Source organism: uncultured Psychroserpens sp. (genome assembly GCF_947492715.1).
GTDB lineage: Bacteria > Bacteroidota > Bacteroidia > Flavobacteriales > Flavobacteriaceae > Psychroserpens.
In genome coordinates, this window is the sequence record NZ_CANLNS010000001.1 from 1479289 (window position 1) to 1497967 (window position 18679).

Annotated in this window: 16 protein-coding genes; 6 read left to right on the top strand and 10 right to left on the bottom strand. The window is 34.6% G+C overall.

What is annotated here, in order from left to right; translation table 11 throughout:
- The first annotated feature begins 52 nt into the window (after positions 1-52).
- A complete protein-coding gene (gene chrA / locus Q0787_RS06665; protein WP_298901475.1) occupies positions 53-1192 on the top strand; it encodes a chromate efflux transporter in 1140 nt (379 codons plus the stop codon).
- On the opposite strand, the gene Q0787_RS06670 is transcribed toward chrA, so the two are convergent.
- The 3 genes from Q0787_RS06670 to Q0787_RS06680 form a co-directional block, all read right to left on the bottom strand.
- A complete protein-coding gene (locus Q0787_RS06670; RefSeq protein ID WP_298901476.1) occupies positions 1189-1911 on the bottom strand; it encodes a DUF6503 family protein in 723 nt (240 codons plus the stop codon). The two genes, chrA and Q0787_RS06670, sit on opposite strands and share 4 nt — an antisense overlap.
- A gap of 118 nt (positions 1912-2029) precedes the next feature.
- On the bottom strand, positions 2030-4357 hold the full coding sequence (locus Q0787_RS06675) for an inorganic phosphate transporter (protein WP_298901477.1): 2328 nt from the start codon (positions 4355-4357) through the stop codon (positions 2030-2032).
- Positions 4358-4438: 81 nt separating this feature from the next.
- Entirely contained in the window at positions 4439-5644 is a 1206-nt protein-coding gene (locus Q0787_RS06680; RefSeq protein WP_298901478.1) for a porin, read from the bottom strand.
- A 399-nt stretch (positions 5645-6043) separates the two neighbouring features.
- Here Q0787_RS06680 and Q0787_RS06685 point away from each other — a divergent pair, with 399 nt between their 5' ends.
- The gene (locus tag Q0787_RS06685) at positions 6044-6400 is read left to right on the top strand and encodes a nicotinic acid mononucleotide adenyltransferase (protein ID WP_298901479.1); all 357 of its coding nucleotides are present in this window, start codon (positions 6044-6046) and stop codon (positions 6398-6400) included.
- Between the two features lie 86 nt (positions 6401-6486).
- On the opposite strand, the gene Q0787_RS06690 is transcribed toward Q0787_RS06685, so the two are convergent.
- Both Q0787_RS06690 and Q0787_RS06695 read right to left on the bottom strand, forming a co-directional pair.
- Positions 6487-9315, bottom strand: a complete 2829-nt coding sequence (locus tag Q0787_RS06690) for a TonB-dependent receptor (protein WP_298901480.1) — start codon at positions 9313-9315, stop codon at positions 6487-6489.
- 82 nt (positions 9316-9397) lie between these two features.
- Positions 9398-10666, bottom strand: coding sequence for a hypothetical protein (locus Q0787_RS06695; protein WP_298901481.1), 1269 nt, complete (start codon positions 10664-10666; stop codon positions 9398-9400).
- Positions 10667-10867: 201 nt separating this feature from the next.
- On the opposite strand from Q0787_RS06695, the gene Q0787_RS06700 reads away from it, so the two are divergent.
- A complete protein-coding gene (locus tag Q0787_RS06700; protein WP_298901482.1) occupies positions 10868-12211 on the top strand; it encodes a deoxyguanosinetriphosphate triphosphohydrolase in 1344 nt (447 codons plus the stop codon).
- Positions 12212-12441: 230 nt separating this feature from the next.
- The gene (locus Q0787_RS06705; RefSeq protein ID WP_298901483.1) at positions 12442-12615 is read left to right on the top strand and encodes a hypothetical protein; all 174 of its coding nucleotides are present in this window, start codon (positions 12442-12444) and stop codon (positions 12613-12615) included.
- Here Q0787_RS06705 and Q0787_RS06710 read toward each other — a convergent pair.
- Together Q0787_RS06710 and Q0787_RS06715 are read right to left on the bottom strand one after the other, a co-directional pair.
- Positions 12593-14374, bottom strand: a complete 1782-nt coding sequence (locus Q0787_RS06710; protein WP_298901484.1) for a 1-deoxy-D-xylulose-5-phosphate synthase — start codon at positions 14372-14374, stop codon at positions 12593-12595. The genes Q0787_RS06705 and Q0787_RS06710 overlap by 23 nt on opposite strands.
- A 22-nt stretch (positions 14375-14396) precedes the next feature.
- The gene (locus Q0787_RS06715; RefSeq protein ID WP_298901485.1) at positions 14397-15308 is read right to left on the bottom strand and encodes an energy transducer TonB; all 912 of its coding nucleotides are present in this window, start codon (positions 15306-15308) and stop codon (positions 14397-14399) included.
- A gap of 78 nt (positions 15309-15386) precedes the next feature.
- Here Q0787_RS06715 and Q0787_RS06720 point away from each other — a divergent pair, with 78 nt between their 5' ends.
- The gene (locus Q0787_RS06720; RefSeq protein ID WP_298901486.1) at positions 15387-15836 is read left to right on the top strand and encodes a nucleoside deaminase; all 450 of its coding nucleotides are present in this window, start codon (positions 15387-15389) and stop codon (positions 15834-15836) included.
- A gap of 14 nt (positions 15837-15850) precedes the next feature.
- Positions 15851-16261 (top strand): hypothetical protein, encoded by a 411-nt coding sequence (locus Q0787_RS06725; protein ID WP_298901487.1) that lies wholly within the window; start codon positions 15851-15853, stop codon positions 16259-16261.
- Between the two features lie 54 nt (positions 16262-16315).
- On the opposite strand, the gene Q0787_RS06730 is transcribed toward Q0787_RS06725, so the two are convergent.
- From Q0787_RS06730 to Q0787_RS06740, 3 genes are all read right to left on the bottom strand, one after another.
- Positions 16316-16507, bottom strand: coding sequence for a cold-shock protein (locus Q0787_RS06730; RefSeq protein WP_230934899.1), 192 nt, complete (start codon positions 16505-16507; stop codon positions 16316-16318).
- Between the two features lie 114 nt (positions 16508-16621).
- Positions 16622-16858, bottom strand: coding sequence for a hypothetical protein (locus Q0787_RS06735; RefSeq protein ID WP_298901488.1), 237 nt, complete (start codon positions 16856-16858; stop codon positions 16622-16624).
- A 34-nt stretch (positions 16859-16892) separates the two neighbouring features.
- Entirely contained in the window at positions 16893-18671 is a 1779-nt protein-coding gene (locus Q0787_RS06740; protein WP_298901489.1) for a chloride channel protein, read from the bottom strand.
- Between the last annotated feature and the right edge of the window lie 8 nt (positions 18672-18679).

Consider the following 18679-nt stretch of genomic DNA (forward strand, 5'->3'; position numbering starts at 1 on the left):
AAAAAGCACCTCGAAAGAGGTGCTTTTTTTATATTTGCAGGAATCTTAAAACATGGAAAAAAACCAATCAAATAAACTCAAAGAAGTTGCTAGTGTGTTTTTTAAACTAGGCTGTTTTGCCTTTGGTGGCCCTGCAGCTCATATCGCTATGATGGAGGACGAAATTGTAACGAAGAGACAATGGATGACCAGAGATTATTTTTTGGATTTAATAGGAACTACAAACTTAATTCCTGGACCTAATTCAACCGAAATGACCATGCATTGCGGTCATGAACGCGCTGGGAAATTAGGACTTTTTGTAGCAGGATTATCCTTTATAATTCCAGCGACTCTAATTACTGCAATATTGGCTTATTTGTATGTTTCCTACGGAACATTACCAGAAGTAGAACCCTTTATTTTTGGTATTAAACCTGCCGTTTTAGCCATTATCGCTTCTGCCGTAATTAAACTCGGTAAAAAGGCAATAAAAGGCACAGAACTTGCCGTGTTGGGAAGTCTTGTTTTAATGGCTAGCTTGTTGGGTTTGAACGAAATTATTGCGCTACTAACAGCCGGCATTCTTGGAATGCTATATTTTACTATTAAAGAAAAGACTAATAAAAATATTCATAGTATATCACCATTGTTTTTATGGCCAGTTCTTGGAACATCCTTAGTAAAAGTATCAACACTTAATGTGTTTTGGGTGTTTTTAAAAGTAGGTGCCATTCTCTATGGAAGTGGTTATGTGTTATTTGCCTATCTAGATGCCGAGTTAGTTACACGAGGCTGGCTAACAAGAGCAGAGCTTATTGATGCTATTGCGGTTGGTCAATTTACACCAGGACCCATATTATCAACATCGACATTTATTGGTTATCAATTGTCTGGTTTTTATGGCGCACTTGCTGCTACAGCCGGTATTTTTTTACCTTCCTTTTTGTTTGTACTTATATTAAATCCGTTTATTCCTAAAATGCAGAAATCTAAAGTGCTAAGGCATTTTTTAAATGCTGTTAACGTTGCTGCAGTTGCTATAATGTTGGCTGTTTTAGTGATTATGACTAAAGAAACTTTGCTAGATTGGAAAGCTATAGTTATAGCCTTAGGTGCTGTAATTTTAACCTTTAAAACTAAAATTAGCCCTATTTGGGTCATTCTTATTGGAGCTGTTTTAGGTTATATATTACTTGGTTTATTTTCTTAATTAGTGAGTTTATCGGTTCCTAAATACTTATTGTCTTTGTTGTAATACCAAGCTCTAAGTTTTGGAATCTTAATGCCATTAATACTAGAAGTGTCTGTGAGCAAAATATATTCGCCGCTATCTTTTTTTAGAGCGCCTTTATCGTCAGTTTTAAAAAATTGATAAACTTCCATTGCATAGGTTTTTGGGTCGAAATAGAAAAACCAAACATCGCTACCAACGGTTTCATCATAGGAAGCTTTTAGAACCAGATATTCTTTTCCTTTAAATGTTTTACGTTCTACTTTGTCGTGGATAATAGTACCTTCATCTTTGAGTTTCATTGGCAAACCATAGAGGTAAGTATAATAGTTTTTGTAAAGTTTGGCACGATCACAAGACAAGTTATGTTCTTTTTTTTGAGCTTCGGAAATAGCACTTTCTCCATTTAATTTTATGGTGCAGTCGGTCTTGGCTATCGTGTATTCTGTGGTCGTTGTATCTCTTTTTGCGCTTACATAAAAGAACTCTTTCGGCAAATTAATTTTAATATGACTATCTCTATTTGGATTGTTTGGTGTTTCCATAGTGATATAAAACTCACCGTCAAATTTAGACCAACGTCCTTCAGGATCATGATAGTTAATGGCCTTGTCAAGAAGATCCTTACCTGAGAGTTCTTGGGCGTTTATGAATTGACAACTTAAAAATGAGATGATAACTATGAGCAATGATTTCATAACTGAAAATTTTGAGATACTAAATTAAACTATTTTGAATTACTAGAATTAGAACAAGATCATAGAAACAAAAAAGCCACCTCTTTTAAGGTGGCTTTTTTTCTATTCAAATTGTTGTTTATGATTCTGATCCCGACGCTGAATCTGGACCTGATTCTGATTCTGCAGGAGGAGGCGCTGTTTCACTAATTTTTGCTGGTTCTATGGAACTATCGTGAGAGTTGTAGTACTCTTCTAATAGATTCATAGTTGCTGTTAGTAAATCTTTGGTCTCCAATAATAATCCAAAGTATAATGTTGTGTTTTTTGGACTAGATTCTTCAGTTCTAGTTCTTGCTACTTGTTTTACAATTTTATCAGTAACTAAATCAAATACTTCCTTTTTACGATTTATGATTGATCCAATCTTTTCAAACGAACGCGAATCGAAGGCCTCTTTAGTTTCATTAAATAAAACCTCTAATGTGTCATCAATTTCTTTAAGTTCTCTAATCTGACTAAACTTAAGTTTTTTATGATTGTTATTGATATGCTTGTGACTTGCCTGAGAGATATAATCTAAAGACTGGGTCATATCTTGTAGGTAACCTAAGATATTGATATAAAAACTACTTGCTCTTAAACTAGTTTCGTCCAGGTTTTTAATAAAATAGAAGATGTTATCTCGCAAACTATCAACTTCCGTAGACAGTTTGTCAATTTGTTTTCTATTCTTCTTAAGTAAGACTAAATCTTGTTTAGCAAGACCTTTAACGGCATTGGTGTAAATTCTATTTCCACGTTTTACAACATTAGAAATATTAGAAGCACTTTCATGAATCACACCTTGAACCGAACGACTTCCTGTTTCAGTAAGAGAGTCTTCGTCTAAAGTTTTGTTAGATTTCTTTTTGTGAGCTCTATAATTTCTATACAATAAAAACGCCGTTATCAATAATAAAATAGGAGTCATTACGCTTGGATTCCAGTTTATTAAGAATACGATAATACCTGCTGCAGTAAATGCACCAAAGGCAGTTCCAAACCATCCTCCAATAACATTTAAAACACCTGCTACTCGATATACAGCACTTTCTGCTCCCCAAGCGCGATCGGCTAATGATGTACCCATGGCTACCATGAAGGTTACATAAGTTGTAGATAATGGTAATTTCATTGATGTTGCAATCGCAATTAAAACACCTGCCACCATAAGGTTAACAGAAGCTCTAATCATATCAAAGGCAGGAGCATCAATACTTTGTGTTTTTGTTAGATTCTCATTTGGTTTATGGAAACTATGTGCGATACGTTCTTGAGTTGCTTTTGGAACGATAGAACTAATAGCTGTAGATAACCAAGATGTTCCTTTTACAACTGCTCTAGAGATGGCATTAGGCTCAAATTTTTCATGTGTTTCACCTTGACGTGATAAACTAATTTCTGTTTCGGCAACCGTTTTTGCTTTTTTAGAAAACCATAATGTCACTACCATGATACCTCCAGCAATAAATAATAAGAAAGGCTCTGCTGGCATTTTCTTATCTAAGACATCCATCATAAATCCAGAAGCAGCTCCACCATCTAAGGTCCACGCTTCATAAGAGTGATAAGCGGCCATTGGCACACCAATAAAGTTTACTAAGTCGTTTCCAGAAAAAGCTAAAGCTAATCCAAATGTACCTACGGCAATAACAACAAGAAGAATACTCTTTTTTGTGATTTGTTGAAATGCATATGAGAATAATGTAAATATGGCAAACCCAATGGCAATAATATAAACTTCATTACCTTCAACATAACCTTTTAAATCTTTGTAATAAGGTGTTCCTTTAAGTCCTTTCATGAAAATAAAGTAAAGGATAGCGGTTAAAGCTAATCCACCAAATAAGGCACCAAAACTCTTCATTTTATTTTCATACTGAAACGTGAAAATAAGCCTCGATATCCATTGCACAAAAGCACCTACACTAAAAGCTATAACCACAGACAAGAGTATACCACTTATAATTTCCATGGCTTTTTTGGTGTTAATATAACTGCCTAAATCTGCCAATGTTTGCGTGTCAGAATGACCAATCTTTATTAACGCCATTACTACAGCGGCACCTAATAAATTAAATACAATAGAAACCGTTGTTGATGTTGGTAAACCAAGTGTATTGAAGAAATCTAATAGAAGAATATCTGTAATCATTACCGTCATGAAAATAAGCATGATCTCATGAAAACTAAACATGCCAGGAACGAATATTCCCTTACGTGCCACTTCCATTAATCCACTAGAATATACAGCTCCAATAAAAATACCTAAACTTGCTACAATCATAATAGTTCTCATTGAAATTGCTTTAGAACCTATGGCTGAGTTTAAGAAATTAATCGCATCATTACTAACTCCAACTATAATATCGGCAACCGCCAATACCGTAATTGCAATTAACATAAATAAATAAATATTATCCATAATCTTTATAGTTTAAAAAGGTGTGCAAATATCTTTAGAGTATTGCGTTATTGTGTTACCTTATTGTTATGTTTTTATTGTTTAAAAATGAACGTCAAACCCTATTCTAAACGTAATGTTATCATCATTTCCGTCTAAAGTTGTATAACTAATATCTGACTGTACTTTTAATTTATGACCTAAAATGTATTTTGAAGCACCCAACGTGTACTGTTCTCTAGGTAGTGTTTCTGTTACAGCCTCATAATCTACAGTCGTAAAACGTCCTACGATTTCGTAATTACTTTTAAATAAATAACCAGCTTGAAGATTTACAGCGTTTCCTGTTAATACAATGTCACCAGTTGGTGTAGTACCATCAACATCAACAGCTACCGGATCATCGGCAGTTCGTTTAGCGTATTCTCCCATAAACGAGAATCCATTGTATTTAAACATGGCATCTGCAAAAATCGTTGTCTGGTTGGTTTCATACAATGAACCATCAGATTTAAACATATAATCTCCAGCAAATCCACGTTCTCTCACTGCATCTTGATTAAAGTTATATGTAAAACCAACCATAAGTTTTGGTTTTTCCTCACGTTTTAAATCTGCTTGACTATAATCGCCTTTAGATTTAAATTTTCCGAATGGTAAAAATTCAAGACGTGCCGTATACTGTAAACCACCTTCATTACCTTCGGTTACATTACGCCCTTCTCCTTGTGAGATAGATAGTTTTTCACGCATTAAAAAATCGCCTCCCAAATTACTTTTGTGACGCAATTGAATTCCTAAATCACGATCAATATTAAAACGACTGTTAAGTAAAGAACGGTCAATTAGTTGTAAGTTACCCGAAGATACAACACGCTCTACGTTACCAGGTAGCTTTGTCTGACCTGCCCATAATTCCCAGTTTTTTGCAAAATTCCACATAATAACAGCATCTAATATGTAGCGTGGTGTATTTCTGTTAAATTGATTGGCTCCTGAAATATCTCTATTAGACAATCCTAGTTCAATTTTATATTTAAGTTTAGGGCTATAAGCAAAACCATCAAACTTTAAACGTGCACGTCTAACGATGAAGTTGTGATCTGGACTTCCATATTGGTCGCCATCATGATCCCATGAAGATACAGAACGAACCTGAAAACGAGGTGCGAATTTTACGCTAAATGAGCTGTCTTTTGCAGTAAAGTTAATGAGGCCTTTTCCAAATGAAGTATCGCTAATTTCTTGAGCGTTTACAAAGGATACAATACACAATAGTAGTGTTAGGGTAGTAAATTTAGATTTCATTATAAGTATTAGTTTTTGTCGCTGCAAATAACCAACTCTAATGTTAACTGAATGTTTCCTAATGATTAATTTTTATGTGCATTTTTAAAATAAAAAAGGCTGCTTTTGAAAAAAGCAGCCTCATTAGTAATCATAATTACTTAGCCGACAAAAACTAATAGAATTAACGACATACTAATCGTGTATTAATACACAATTACAAATATCTAGGCGAAACGTAATGTAATTGTAATGCTAATATTATCTAATTATTAAGATTTTTCAAAAATCACAAATAACTAAAAATCAATGAATTATGAATTCAATGTTAATTTAATGTTATGTGAATGTTTAAATATTGTAAATTTTTGCTTAAATTTGATAAGCTATGTTTAACTAATAACCCAAATTCCAATAAAGATGAAAAAATTGTTTGTACTACTGATAATGTTAAGTGTAACTTTCACTTTTGCTCAAGAGCAAAAAAAGGTGGATCTCAAAAAAGATGGCGACTTAACCGTTGCAACCTACTATTATGAAAATGGAGCCATAGAACAAGTTGGTACATTTAATAAAGAAGGTGAACTTCATGGTATTTGGACTAGTTATGATTTAAAAGGAAACAAAGTAACTGTAGCCAATTATAAAAATGGGAACAAAGTTGGAAAGTGGCTGTTTTGGTCAGGTGACAAACTAAGAGAAGTAGATTATGTAGATTCAAAAATTGCTAGCGTTAGCGAATGGACAGATAAAGTTCAACTAGCGGTTAGCAATTAAATAGATATTAAAACACATAAAATAAAAAAGTTCCCAACAGCGATGTTGGGAACTTTTTACTTATAGACCAATTCAAAAAATAAGTTTTAAAACTTATAACTGTATCCAAGAGCTATTTCTGTGCCTGGCTCCCTAACTGAGAACAGCTGATCTCTTGTTCCAAAAGACACATAGTCACTCTGCCTTTTACTATTTAATATGTTAGAAACTTTAAAATCAATAGAAGATCTCTTGTCTTCTCCAAAGGCTTTGTTCAATGTGAAATTTAAACTATTAAAGGGTTTTGTATATACATCAGGAACCAATCCAATACCTACAACCTCAAGAGTTTCGCCTTGTACGTTGTAAAATAATCCAGTTTGAAAACCCGAATCTTGATCATTGTAATCTAAACCAAAATTAATAAGAAAAGGTGCCTGGCCTTGTAAGTCTCTTTCTCTATCAACACGCTCACCATCTCTTGCAGCCAATTGTCTACTTTGAAACTCTGCGTCGGACATAGTTAGTTCAGATTTAATAAAAGACACGTTTGCATTAAACTTTAATTTATTTAAACCTTCAGTTATAAACCCTAGACGTTGCCTCACTTCAAATTCAACACCATAAACTTTAGCATTACCTAAATTAGCCACAGTTAATTGCGTTGGTGCTTGTAAAAAGAATGACTGCTCAATAGGATCTTTAAAATCTTTGTAAAAACCACTTACGGCAAACATTTGACCATTTTCACCAAAGCGCTCATATCTTAAATCAAAATTGTTAACATAAGTTGGTACTAAGTTGATATTACCAATGAACAAACGATTTGTAATTGGATCAAAAATTCTAGCAACCGACGATTCTTTAAAAGAAGGACGTGCTGTTGTACGAGAATATGATGTTCTTAAGTTGGAATTATCAGTAACGGTATAGATCAAGTTAGCCGAAGGAAAAAGGTCGAACTCATCTAAAATTGGAGTTCTATCAAATTGCATTTCATTATTCTGCCCTGTGTAAAACGATTTAAAGAGTTCAGTTCTAATACCTACAACCGTTTTCAGTTTGTCTGTTACGTTAAATTCGGCCGAAATATATGTTGCTCCAATATTCTGCTCACCTTCATAAGCATCAATAGGATTAAATTGATCACCAAAAACTAGGAATGTTCCAGAGTCTGTAGTTGGATTCCATATGTTTTGTGAAGCCAATAAATTATCGGCATTTCCGTCGGCAACAAAAGAATCATCACCTTGGATATTAAATGTATAATCATCAATGCTGAAATCTCTAAACTTATAAGTATAAGCACCACCAAATTTTAGCTTTCCTGGTCTACCAAAAATGTCAACTGTTTTGTCTAAATCAACTTTACCTGCCCAGTTTTCTTCAATGAGATTTCTCCACAATTGAATTGGAAATGTCGATGCAGATGGACTCACAAAGAATTGCCCTTCTCCAGACTGTTGGAATGGTGTAATTCTATGAGCTTTATCCATAACTTTTGAAAATGTTGGAGAGAGTTTCCATTCTAGATTAAATGCATTCTCGTCGTCGCTCAAACGGTGTTTTCCATTAAGCAATAGGTTTGTGATTGAACGTTCTGTATAGGTTAATGAGTTTTTAATTAAAGGCTCAATTCCGCCTCCAACACCATCTTGTGAAATGTCTTGCTCAAAAAATCCAGCCGTCGACTCTCCATTTTGAATATGTAAAAAGTTGGCTTTATATTTTGACTTGCTCGTTTTATAAGTTAAGCCAAGCATTCCGTTAAGAATCACATTATTTATACCTTCAGACCCTCTTGAATTTAAAACAGAACTTAAGTCGTTTACTGAAGAGTCATTAAAGTTTTTTACGAATGCACCATCATTTCTATTTTCATAAAATGTAGTTTCATTCTTGTATGAAAATGAGGCCTGATATCCTATTTTGTTATCACCAATGTCATATTGATTTCCTAAGGTGAAACCAATATCAAAATTCATTCCACTGGTTTCTTGTTTTGCCTGCAGTTCTTTCTGAAATCTATTGGTTAAAGACGTTAATAACAATCTGTTTTCGAACGTTCCAGGAATAGGTTGGTATCTATGAATTGGAAGGTCTCTTGTGCCATCATCAAAACCAAAAAAGTCAGTATCACTTCCAGTATAAGTTAAATACTTGTCGTTAAAGTGCATATCTGGATTATAAGATGTACCTACTGAAAGCGTATATTCAGGTTTAGTAGGGAAATCTTTAGTAACGATATCTACAATACCACCAGTAAAATCAGCTGGGTATTCTGCAGATGCCGATTTCAATACAATAACGTTGTCTAATATATTCGTTGGAAACAAATCCATTTGAATTGTATTTCTATCGGGATCTAAACCAGGAATGTCAATACCATTTAAGATAGATTTGGTATAACGATCACCTAATCCACGAACATAAACATATTTACCGCCTTCAATAGAAACACCAGGAACACTTTTTACAGCACTTGCAAGGTTGCCTGCACCAGAACTTTTTATAGACTGAGCAGATAGTCCATCTAATACGACAACAGATTTCTTTTGTAAATTTAATACTGAATTTTCAGTATTACGCTTTACAGATGTTTGGATAATTACAGTATCTAACGAATTTGTTTCTAAAGTGACATCAAGATGAGTTACCTCTCCAGCTTTAATAACAACATCTGTTATTTCTTGTGTATTGTATCCAACAAATGAGAATATTATAGTATATGTCCCAGGATCTAATTCTAATTCGTATTTCCCATCAAAATCAGAAGTGGTACCAGTTGTAGTTCCTTTTACTAAAATATTAGCAAAGGCCATTGGCTCTACAAACTCACCATCAATTACGTTTCCAGCTACTGTTCCTTTTTGAGCGTTTACAAGATTAATGCTAACCAATAGAAAGAACAGAAGGGAGTAAATGTTTTTATGCATGATTGTTTAATTATTGAAACTATTGCTCGCCGTAATTGGCAAGCAATAGCTTTGTTTTCAAACTATATTGTTTGATTATTTTTTAGAATCCTAAATTTCCAGCGTTGTTGGCGTAAGTCCAGCTTAAGCTAGAAGTTGTTGCGCCAATAGTATTAGCACCTTCAGTTATAGCTGTAGCAGTAGAACCAAATCCAGTAACCGTAACGGTTTCAGCTTTATTTACGAAAATGCTAGTCACATCTGTAACACCTGCAGGTAATACCATTTCCCAAGCTCCAAACGTTAAATCTCCAGTATTGTAATTGGTAGCAACACCATCATTATCTAATTCAACATCTGAAGACGCTTTAAACCCGTATGCATATATGTTATTTGTAAATCCTGTAGCACCAGATCTGTAATCTGCATATTCTCCATTTTCAGTAGTGGTATTACCAATAATAGTGGCATTTTGTAATGTAAATGATCCTGTAGCAGAACCTTCTGGACCATCAATTTCAAAAGCGTGATCAGAGAAGTCTCCCAATATAACAACCGCATTGTCGATTGTACCAGAATACGCCTGATCAATATCTAAGGCGTCATCACCTTGAGCCCATACTAATAAGTTAGATGCGTTAACGGTTCCGCCAAAGAACTCTATACCATCATCAACATTGGCTACAACTTCTATATTATTGATTATTGTTCCGGTACCAACACCACCAAGTGTTAAACCGTTGATTTCGTTTCCTTCACCAATTAAAGCACCACCATGACGAATGGAGATATATTGTAATACTCCAGAATTATCAGTAGCATCTGTACCGCCATAAAGTCCGAAAGTATCGTCTGCAGGAATGCCTTCAATTTGAGCTTCAGTAATATCTCCAGAGAACGAACAAGGTGCATTACCTAATAGGATTAAACCTCCCCAAAGTCCTCTATCGTTTTCATCTAAGTTTGTACCAGCAGTTTCACCGCAAGTAATGTTATCAGCCGTAGATGTGAAAATAATAGGTTCTGATGCTGTACCAACAGCATTTATTTGTGCTCCTCTAGCAACAATTAAAGCAGAGGCTAAGGAACCCGTTCCAGGAGTTCCTTTAATGATAGTTCCTGCTTCAATAGTTAAAATAGCGCCATTATCAACAACCACTTTTTGATTCAATTGATAAATGTTATCGTTTGTCCATGTTGTGTTTTGTGTAATAGCTCCAGTTACTGATACTATTGGGCATTCATCACCATTACCATTTCCGTTTTGAATGATAGTAGTTTCTTCTATAATAATAGGTGTGTCATCATCTTTAAAACATCCTGTAAACACAAGAGAAGAAGCGATTAATGCAGATAATACTAATTTTTTCATGATTATTTTTTTAAATAGTTTTTATGTTCTTTTAGTAACGGTGCAAAGATGATTGTACAATGTAAAGTCAAGGTTAAGTAGTTATTAAACCTAAATCATAAAACCGTTAATTAAGTGTTATGGGATATTGCTATTTTTTGTTAATTGGAAACATTAAATTAACATTGAAATAGTTTATCTTGCTGGTGTTAAAACGATACTATGAATTGGGAACAATTACTCTCCTTAAAACGATTTGGAGATACTCATAAACGCTTAAGAAAAGAACAGGACGAAACACGATTAGGTTTTGAAGTTGATTATGATCGCATAATATTTTCTTCAGAATTTAGAAGCTTACAAGACAAGACTCAGGTGGTGCCATTATCTAAAACCGATTTTGTCCATACACGTCTTACGCATAGTTTAGAGGTAAGTGTAGTTGGTCGTTCTTTAGGCCGTAAAGTCGGACAGAAAATATTGGAGAAGCATCCTCATTTAAGAGATGTACACGGGTATCAAATTAATGATTTTGGAGCCATTGTTGCTGCTGCTGCACTTGCACATGATATTGGGAATCCGCCTTTTGGGCATTCTGGAGAAAAAGCTATTGGTGAGTTCTTTAAAACCGGAGAAGGCCGTTATTTTGAAGACGAATTAAACGCTGAGCAATATGAAGACTTATGCAGTTTTGAAGGAAATGCCAACGGATTTAAAATCCTAACTGAAAGCAGAAAGGGACGTGTTGGAGGTTTAAGACTAAGTTATGCAACACTTGGAGCATTTACCAAATACCCTAAAGAGTCCCTTCCGAAGAAACCCACAACTCATATTGCAGATAAAAAATATGGTTTTTTTCAAAATGAAAAAGATACGTTTAAAGATATCGCTCAAGAATTAGGCTTAATAAAAAGAGGTGCTAATGATGATGTTAGTTATTGTAGACATCCGTTGGTATATCTTGTTGAAGCAGCAGATGATATTTGTTATACGATCATAGATTTCGAGGATGGTATTAATTTAGGACTTATACAAGAAGAATACGCTTTAGAATATTTAATCAATTTAGTTAGAGATTCTATTCAAACAAAAACCTATAATGCATTAGAAAGCACCCAAGACAGGTTAAGTTACTTACGTTCATTAGCTATCAATACCCTTATTAGTGAGGCCGTAGATATTTTTATGGAACATGAAAACTCTATTTTATCTGGAGAATTTTCTAAAGCACTTATAGATTACAGCGCATACGAAGCACAAATAAAAGACATTATTACCTTAAGTATTAGTAATGTATATCAATCTACAGAGGTTATCGATAAAGAAATTGTAGGTTATAAAGTTATAAATGAATTACTCCAAGTATTTACTAAAGCTGTGGTCCATAACTTAAAAGGTGAAACATCTAATTTTGACAAGCTGATTTTAAAATCATTAAAACATCATGTTGATATCGAAAAAGATAATCTTTATGATAGTTTGCTGTCTGTTTGTTTTTATGTTTCTAAAATGTCTGATAGTAATGCAATGCTTACTTATCAAAAATTGACAGGGAATCATCTGTAATATAGAGTGTTAGTAATAATACAGAATAGACGCTGTGTTTTGTTGATATTAGTGTTGATAATTATTCACTTAAGTAAATAAATACTCACAAAATAAGTATGATCTTTGAGAGAGATACAGAAGGGAACTTTGTAGAGTTCTCTTTTTATTTTATGCATTTCATCGATTAAATTTGTATTTTAACGATAAATAACTATATTTGTTTAACCTAATCTTTTAAACCTACACAGATGAAAAAGAATATTCTTGGAGCTGCAGTGATTTTTTTCGTAACACTAGCGTTTTTGTTAATGATTGATGATATTACTAGTAATGGTAATCATGAACCACAACAACCCAATGTTCAGGTTTACGACGTGAATGAGCAGCCAGATATTGCTACTACAGACCAAGAGGAGCAATAGAGCTAAACAAAAGACTTAAACTATCGGCATCAATCTTTAAAGATTGATGTTGTTGTTTTATAGAAGCATGTTCAATAAAACGATCTGGTATTCCTAATGTTTTTATAGGTGTAGCGTAGTTGTTTTTTGAAGCAAATTCCAAAATAGCACTTCCAAATCCGCCAATTATCGTACCATCTTCGACGGTGATTATATGATCATATGTTTTAAACATGTGGTGTAGTAAGGTTTCATCTAATGGTTTAACAAAACGCATATCGTAATGAGATATATGGTCATTGTTTGTACAAGAATCGATGGCATCTTCCACAATTGATGAGATTGATCCAATAGTTAGAACTGCTAGATAATGGCCTTCTTTGAGCTGAATAGCTTTACCAATTTTAATTTCTGAAAAAGGCTGTTGCCAATCAATAATACGACCACGACCTCTTGGATATCTAATGGCAATAGGGTGGTCTAATCCTAATTGGGCAGTAAACATGATGTTTCGTAATTCAACTTCATGTCTTGGAGCAAAAATGATCAAATTGGGAATGCATCTCAAATAGGCTAAATCGAATACGCCATGATGTGTTGCCCCATCTTCACCTACCAATCCTGAGCGATCCAAACAGAAAATAACTGGAAGGTTTTGTAGCGCAACATCATGAATGACTTGATCGTAGGCACGTTGTAAAAATGTAGAATAGATGTTGCAAAACGGAATCAATCCTTGGGTTGCCATTCCTGCCGCTAAGGTCACAGCATGTTGCTCGGCAATACCAACATCAAAGGCACGCTCTGGAATTTGCTCCATCATAAATTTTAAGGAACTTCCTGTGGGCATAGCGGGTGTGATACCAACTATGTTTTTATTCTTCACAGCTAGTTCGACTATGGTATGTCCAAAAACATCTTGAAATTTTGGGGCTTGCTGCCTAGAGGCAGATTTAGCATATACCTCTCCCGTACCTGGGTTGAATTTTCCCGGTGCGTGATATTTAACTTGGTCGTCTTCGGCTTGTTTTAAGCCTTTACCTTTGGTGGTAATGACATGCAAAAACTTAGGTCCTTTAACCAATTTCAAACGTTCTAATTCCGAAATAAGCGCTTTAAAATCATGACCATCAATAGGACCTGAGTAATCAAAATTTAAGGCTTCAAAAATATTGTCTTGCTTCTCTTTTCCTTTTTTTACATTGGTTAAATATTGTTTCAAAGCACCAACGCTTGGGTCGATTCCAATGGCATTATCGTTCAAAATCACCAACAAATTGGTGTCAGTTACACCAGCGTGGTTAAGTCCTTCAAAAGCCATTCCGCTGGCAATAGAAGCATCACCAATTACAGCGATATGGTGTTTGTCTTCGCCTTTAAGTTGTGAGGCAATAGCCATACCTAAGGCAGCAGAAATTGAGGTTGATGAGTGCCCAACACCAAAGGTGTCGTACGCACTCTCTGCACGTTTTGGAAAACCGCTAATACCACCTTCTTGTCTATTGGTGTGAAATATATCTTGTCGCCCAGTAAGTATTTTATGTCCGTAGGCTTGATGTCCAACATCCCAAATGAGTAAATCGTCAGGCGTGTTGAATACATAATGCAAGGCCAAAGTTAACTCTACCACACCAAGACTGGCGCCTAAATGACCTTCTTTTGTGGCCACAATATTGATAATAAACTCACGTAACTCTTTGGCGAGTTGAGGTAAGTCATTTGGCTGTAATTGCCTTAAGTCTTTAGGGAGATTAATATGGTCTAATAGTCGTTTTTGCACAATACAAAAATACGAGAATTAATCAGTCTTCCATATTAAAAGCAATAGGTAAATTATAAGCAACCGCAACGGGCTCACCATCATATTTTGCTGGACTAAACTTTGGTAATAAACCAATAACGCGTTTGGCCTCTTCGTCTAATAAAGGATGTGGAGCTCTGGTGTCAATATCTTTAACATTACCATGCGCATCAATTGTAAATTTAATATAGATCCGTTGTCTTCCAGTTAAACCAAGGTTAGTTGCTGTTTTTATATTGAAATGTTCTAAAACAAATGCTCTCATACGTGTATTAAAATAGGCTTTGATATCTTTCTTTGGAAGGTTTTTAGGTGCATCAATGAAATTTGGTTTTTCATCAACAGTATACCATGTTAAAGGGTAACTCGTGTCTACAATGTCTACATCACCTTCAACGATTACAATACCTGTAGGTGTAGAAATAGGAGGCGGTGGAGGCGGTATTTTTTCTGCGATGCTATCTACTTGTTTTTCTTTTGTTGAACAAACAGATGCTGTAGAGTCAACTTGTGTTTTGGCTTCAAAAGCAGTTGAATCTATAGCGGTTTTAATAATCTCCACACTCTCTATCTTTTTGGCTTGTCCATTATCATCAGAACAACTAAAGAGTGATGTTCCCATGGCTAATAACAAGGCCAATAAAAATAGCTTATGGAAACTCATAGTTTGCTCAAATACGGTTTCTGAAATTTGCAAATTAACAGCATCTAACTGATTTTGTCTAATATGTCCGCAAATCCTCTGATGTTTATGCTCATGAATAAATTCTTGAACTTCGTTGGTGTTCATTTTGGTGAAATCAACAACTGTTTTAGAGCAGGATTGACAAAAACGTCCTTTTTCATTAGGCGTCATTTCAGACCAGTTTTCATGACAGGGCTTAGGAATTGAGATTGTGTAACGTGGTTTCATAGTTGAGTGATTTCTAGAATAGCATCAAAATTCTTGCCGACTTTCAGAAAAAACATTTAGAATTGTATTTTTACAACTATGGAAAACCCGTTTGATGACACCTATTTTATGAAAAAAGCCTTGCAAGAGGCTGAAGATGCTTTTGAAAAAGGTGAAATTCCTGTAGGTGCTGTAGTCGTAATTAATGATCGAATTATTGCTAGAGCACATAATTTAACTGAGCTTTTAAATGATGTTACCGCACATGCCGAAATGCAAGCCATTACTGCAGCTGCTAATTTTTTAGGAGGAAAATACTTGACCAATTGTACCTTGTATGTTACGTTAGAGCCTTGCCAAATGTGTGCAGGGGCTTTGTATTGGAGTCAGATTTCAAAGATTGTTTATGGAACCAGAGATGAAGAACGAGGTTGTATTCATTTAAAAACGAAACTACATCCTAAAACAAAAATGGTTGGAGGTGTGCTTGCCGATGAGGCTTCTGCATTATTGAAGCGCTTTTTCATTCAAAGACGAAATTTGAATTAATAGTTAAACACATTATGAAAATTAGTAATCATTTATTTAGATCTGTGATGGTGGTTTTAATATTTGTACTGCTATCCAGTTGTGACCCTCCACATAATATATTTCTTATCAATACAACCGAATCTGAGGCTAAGATATCGTTTCACTTCAACGAAACCTTTGAGAATAGATTATTAAAAGATGATGTAACTGGAGATTCTCTAATTGTATATTTAAAGCCAAATGAAACGTATGATATGGACTTCGGAATAGGAACGTGGTCAGATGATGAAGTCAATACATTGGTGAAATCAATACGTTCGTTGGAAATAGAAACAATAGATACTAAAAGCATTTATAAAACGGAAAAAGCAATGCGTAGTCTTTTTGTGAATAATAGAACAGGACGTTGGTGGGACACCGAAATTAATTTGGAAATTCAATAAAAAAAACGCCTAACTTTCGTTAGACGTTGAAACTGTAATATAAAGTATATCTTCTTAAAGAACTTGTACGTTAGCCGCAACCATTCCTTTTCTTCCTTCTTCTTCAGTGTACTCTACATTATCGCCTTCACGAATTTCAACACCGTTAAGGTTTGATACGTGTACGAAAATGTCTTTTCCTGTTTCTTCGTTGGTAATGAATCCAAATCCTTTTGAATCATTAAAAAATTTAACTGTTCCAGTCATTGTAAAAAAAATATATTAATTAAGATGCAAATGTAAGGCTAATAATAATGCAATGCATTAATTAATTGCAATTTTTTAAAATATTGAAAATTAAACAGTTAAAAAAAAGATTGTTTAGTACTTTTTATCTTTCTGGTTTTCACGCATTTTATCAAGGTTTTCCTGCGTTAACATGTAGTCTTTTATGTCTTTACCTTTCCATCTGTAATATCCAAAAAGTGGAAAGACCACGGCAAAAAGCCCAATAACACCAAAGCCTATGAGCTTTTGAGAGTACTCAACATCTATAAGAAAGCCACAAATAATGCTGGCAGCTGAGGCTAAAAATGCAATAAGAATAATATATTTCATCAGAATGTGGTTTTGGAAAATACCATTTTATGAATTAAGACGTAAAATTAATTAATTCTCGCCTGTATGCTGTTAATAGTTTAGATTTTGATACAAATCCGAAATAACTACCCGCTTTAATTACTGGGAGATTCCAAGCACTACTATCTTGAAATTTACGCATTACATCTTTCATAGAATCACTTTCGTAGTAAATATAGTCTGGCGGATTGTGCATAAATGTTTCTACCGAAGTGGTTTCATAAAGGGATTGGTCAAACATGACAGTTCTAATATCGTCTAGTAAAATAATACCTACTAAATAGTGGTTTTCATCTACTACAGGAAATAAATTTCGACTCGATTTAGCAACACCTTGATGGAGCATCTCACCTAGAGACATTTCAGGATTTAGAATTGTAAAGTCTTTTTCGATAACACTATCTAATTTCATTAAGGTTAATACCGATTGGTCTTTATTATGTGTAAGAAGCGCTCCTTTTTCGGCAAGTTCCTTTGTGTAAATAGTGTGATCTACGGCATTTTTAGTAATAATGAACGACATGGAAACGGTAATCATTAATGGAACGAACAATTGATAACCACCTGTGATTTCAGCAATTAAAAAGATAGCAGTTAAAGGTGCATGTAGCACTCCTGCTATTAATCCTGCCATGCCTATAAGCGTGAAATTTGATTCAGATACCTGAAAACCAAAACCTATATTGTTGATGATTTTTGCAACGACATTACCTAGTGCGCTTCCCATAACCATTGTTGGAATAATAATACCACCTGCGCCGCCAGCGGCAAAAGTAGTGGTCATGGCTACAGCCTTAAAAACAGTAATACCAATAAGCAATGCGATAACGACCCAAATATTGTCTAAATAATCATCAAATGGCGTTTTCCCTAAAGCATGTAAATGATTGCCGTCTAGTAAATCTTTAATAAAACCAAAACCCTCCCCATAAAGTGGAGGAATAAAATAAAGCATCACTCCAATAGCTAAACCACCAACAATGAGTTTTTGACCGCTTGTTTTAAAACGTTCAAAAAACTTGTAAACGGCAAAATAAATTTTAGAGAAGTAGATTGAAGCAACTCCGGTTCCTATACCAAGAATGATAAAAAATAATGTATCCCTTAGGGCGAATGTTGTTGAAACATTATAGTTGAATAGCACGCCGTTTCCAAGAAAAAAATATGATGTTAATACGGATGATACGGAAGCAATTAAAAGCGGTAATAAGGAAGCGAAGGTAAGATCGAGGCTAAACACTTCTACCGCAAAAATAATGGCGGCAATTGGGGATTGGAAAATAGAGGCAATGGCGCCGGCTGCTGCGCAACCAATGAGTAAGGTTCTTGTTTTTCTATCCACATGAAATAATCGTCCAATATTTGAGCTCACTGCCGATGCCGATGCAATTGCGGGACCTAATAATCCAACCGATCCACCAAAACCAGCGGTTATTGGTGCAGTAATTAGAGGGAGGTACATTTTACTCCGCTTTAGTAATCCGTTCTTCTTGGATAAGGAAAACAAGATACTCGGAATAGCATGTTCTACTGGTCGTTTTGAAACATACTTGGCGAATAAGTATACGAGCCAAAGACCAATGACAGGTAAAATAAAATAGATTCCATTTTGAGATTCTATGATGCCCTTTTCCAACAACCACTCAATACCATATGTGATATTTTTAATAGTTACAGATACCAACCCAGATAATAAGCCAATAAGAATAGCTAATAAAAACACGAAGTTTTTTTGCGAAATGTATTTGTATCGCAAAATGAGTAAGCGCTTTATTAGGTTTTGGATTGGCATAGATTAAA

Coding starts and splice junctions, on each gene's coding strand:
- chrA (WP_298901475.1), top strand. CDS start 53: ATGGAAAAAAACCAATCAAATAAACTCAAAGAAGTTGCTAGTGTGTTT.
- Q0787_RS06670 (WP_298901476.1), bottom strand. CDS start 1,911: ATGAAATCATTGCTCATAGTTATCATCTCATTTTTAAGTTGTCAATTC.
- Q0787_RS06675 (WP_298901477.1), bottom strand. CDS start 4,357: ATGGATAATATTTATTTATTTATGTTAATTGCAATTACGGTATTGGCG.
- Q0787_RS06680 (WP_298901478.1), bottom strand. CDS start 5,644: ATGAAATCTAAATTTACTACCCTAACACTACTATTGTGTATTGTATCC.
- Q0787_RS06685 (WP_298901479.1), top strand. CDS start 6,044: ATGAAAAAATTGTTTGTACTACTGATAATGTTAAGTGTAACTTTCACT.
- Q0787_RS06690 (WP_298901480.1), bottom strand. CDS start 9,315: ATGCATAAAAACATTTACTCCCTTCTGTTCTTTCTATTGGTTAGCATT.
- Q0787_RS06695 (WP_298901481.1), bottom strand. CDS start 10,666: ATGAAAAAATTAGTATTATCTGCATTAATCGCTTCTTCTCTTGTGTTT.
- Q0787_RS06700 (WP_298901482.1), top strand. CDS start 10,868: ATGAATTGGGAACAATTACTCTCCTTAAAACGATTTGGAGATACTCAT.
- Q0787_RS06705 (WP_298901483.1), top strand. CDS start 12,442: ATGAAAAAGAATATTCTTGGAGCTGCAGTGATTTTTTTCGTAACACTA.
- Q0787_RS06715 (WP_298901485.1), bottom strand. CDS start 15,308: ATGAAACCACGTTACACAATCTCAATTCCTAAGCCCTGTCATGAAAAC.
- Q0787_RS06720 (WP_298901486.1), top strand. CDS start 15,387: ATGGAAAACCCGTTTGATGACACCTATTTTATGAAAAAAGCCTTGCAA.
- Q0787_RS06725 (WP_298901487.1), top strand. CDS start 15,851: ATGAAAATTAGTAATCATTTATTTAGATCTGTGATGGTGGTTTTAATA.
- Q0787_RS06730 (WP_230934899.1), bottom strand. CDS start 16,507: ATGACTGGAACAGTTAAATTTTTTAATGATTCAAAAGGATTTGGATTC.
- Q0787_RS06735 (WP_298901488.1), bottom strand. CDS start 16,858: ATGAAATATATTATTCTTATTGCATTTTTAGCCTCAGCTGCCAGCATT.
- Q0787_RS06740 (WP_298901489.1), bottom strand. CDS start 18,671: ATGCCAATCCAAAACCTAATAAAGCGCTTACTCATTTTGCGATACAAA.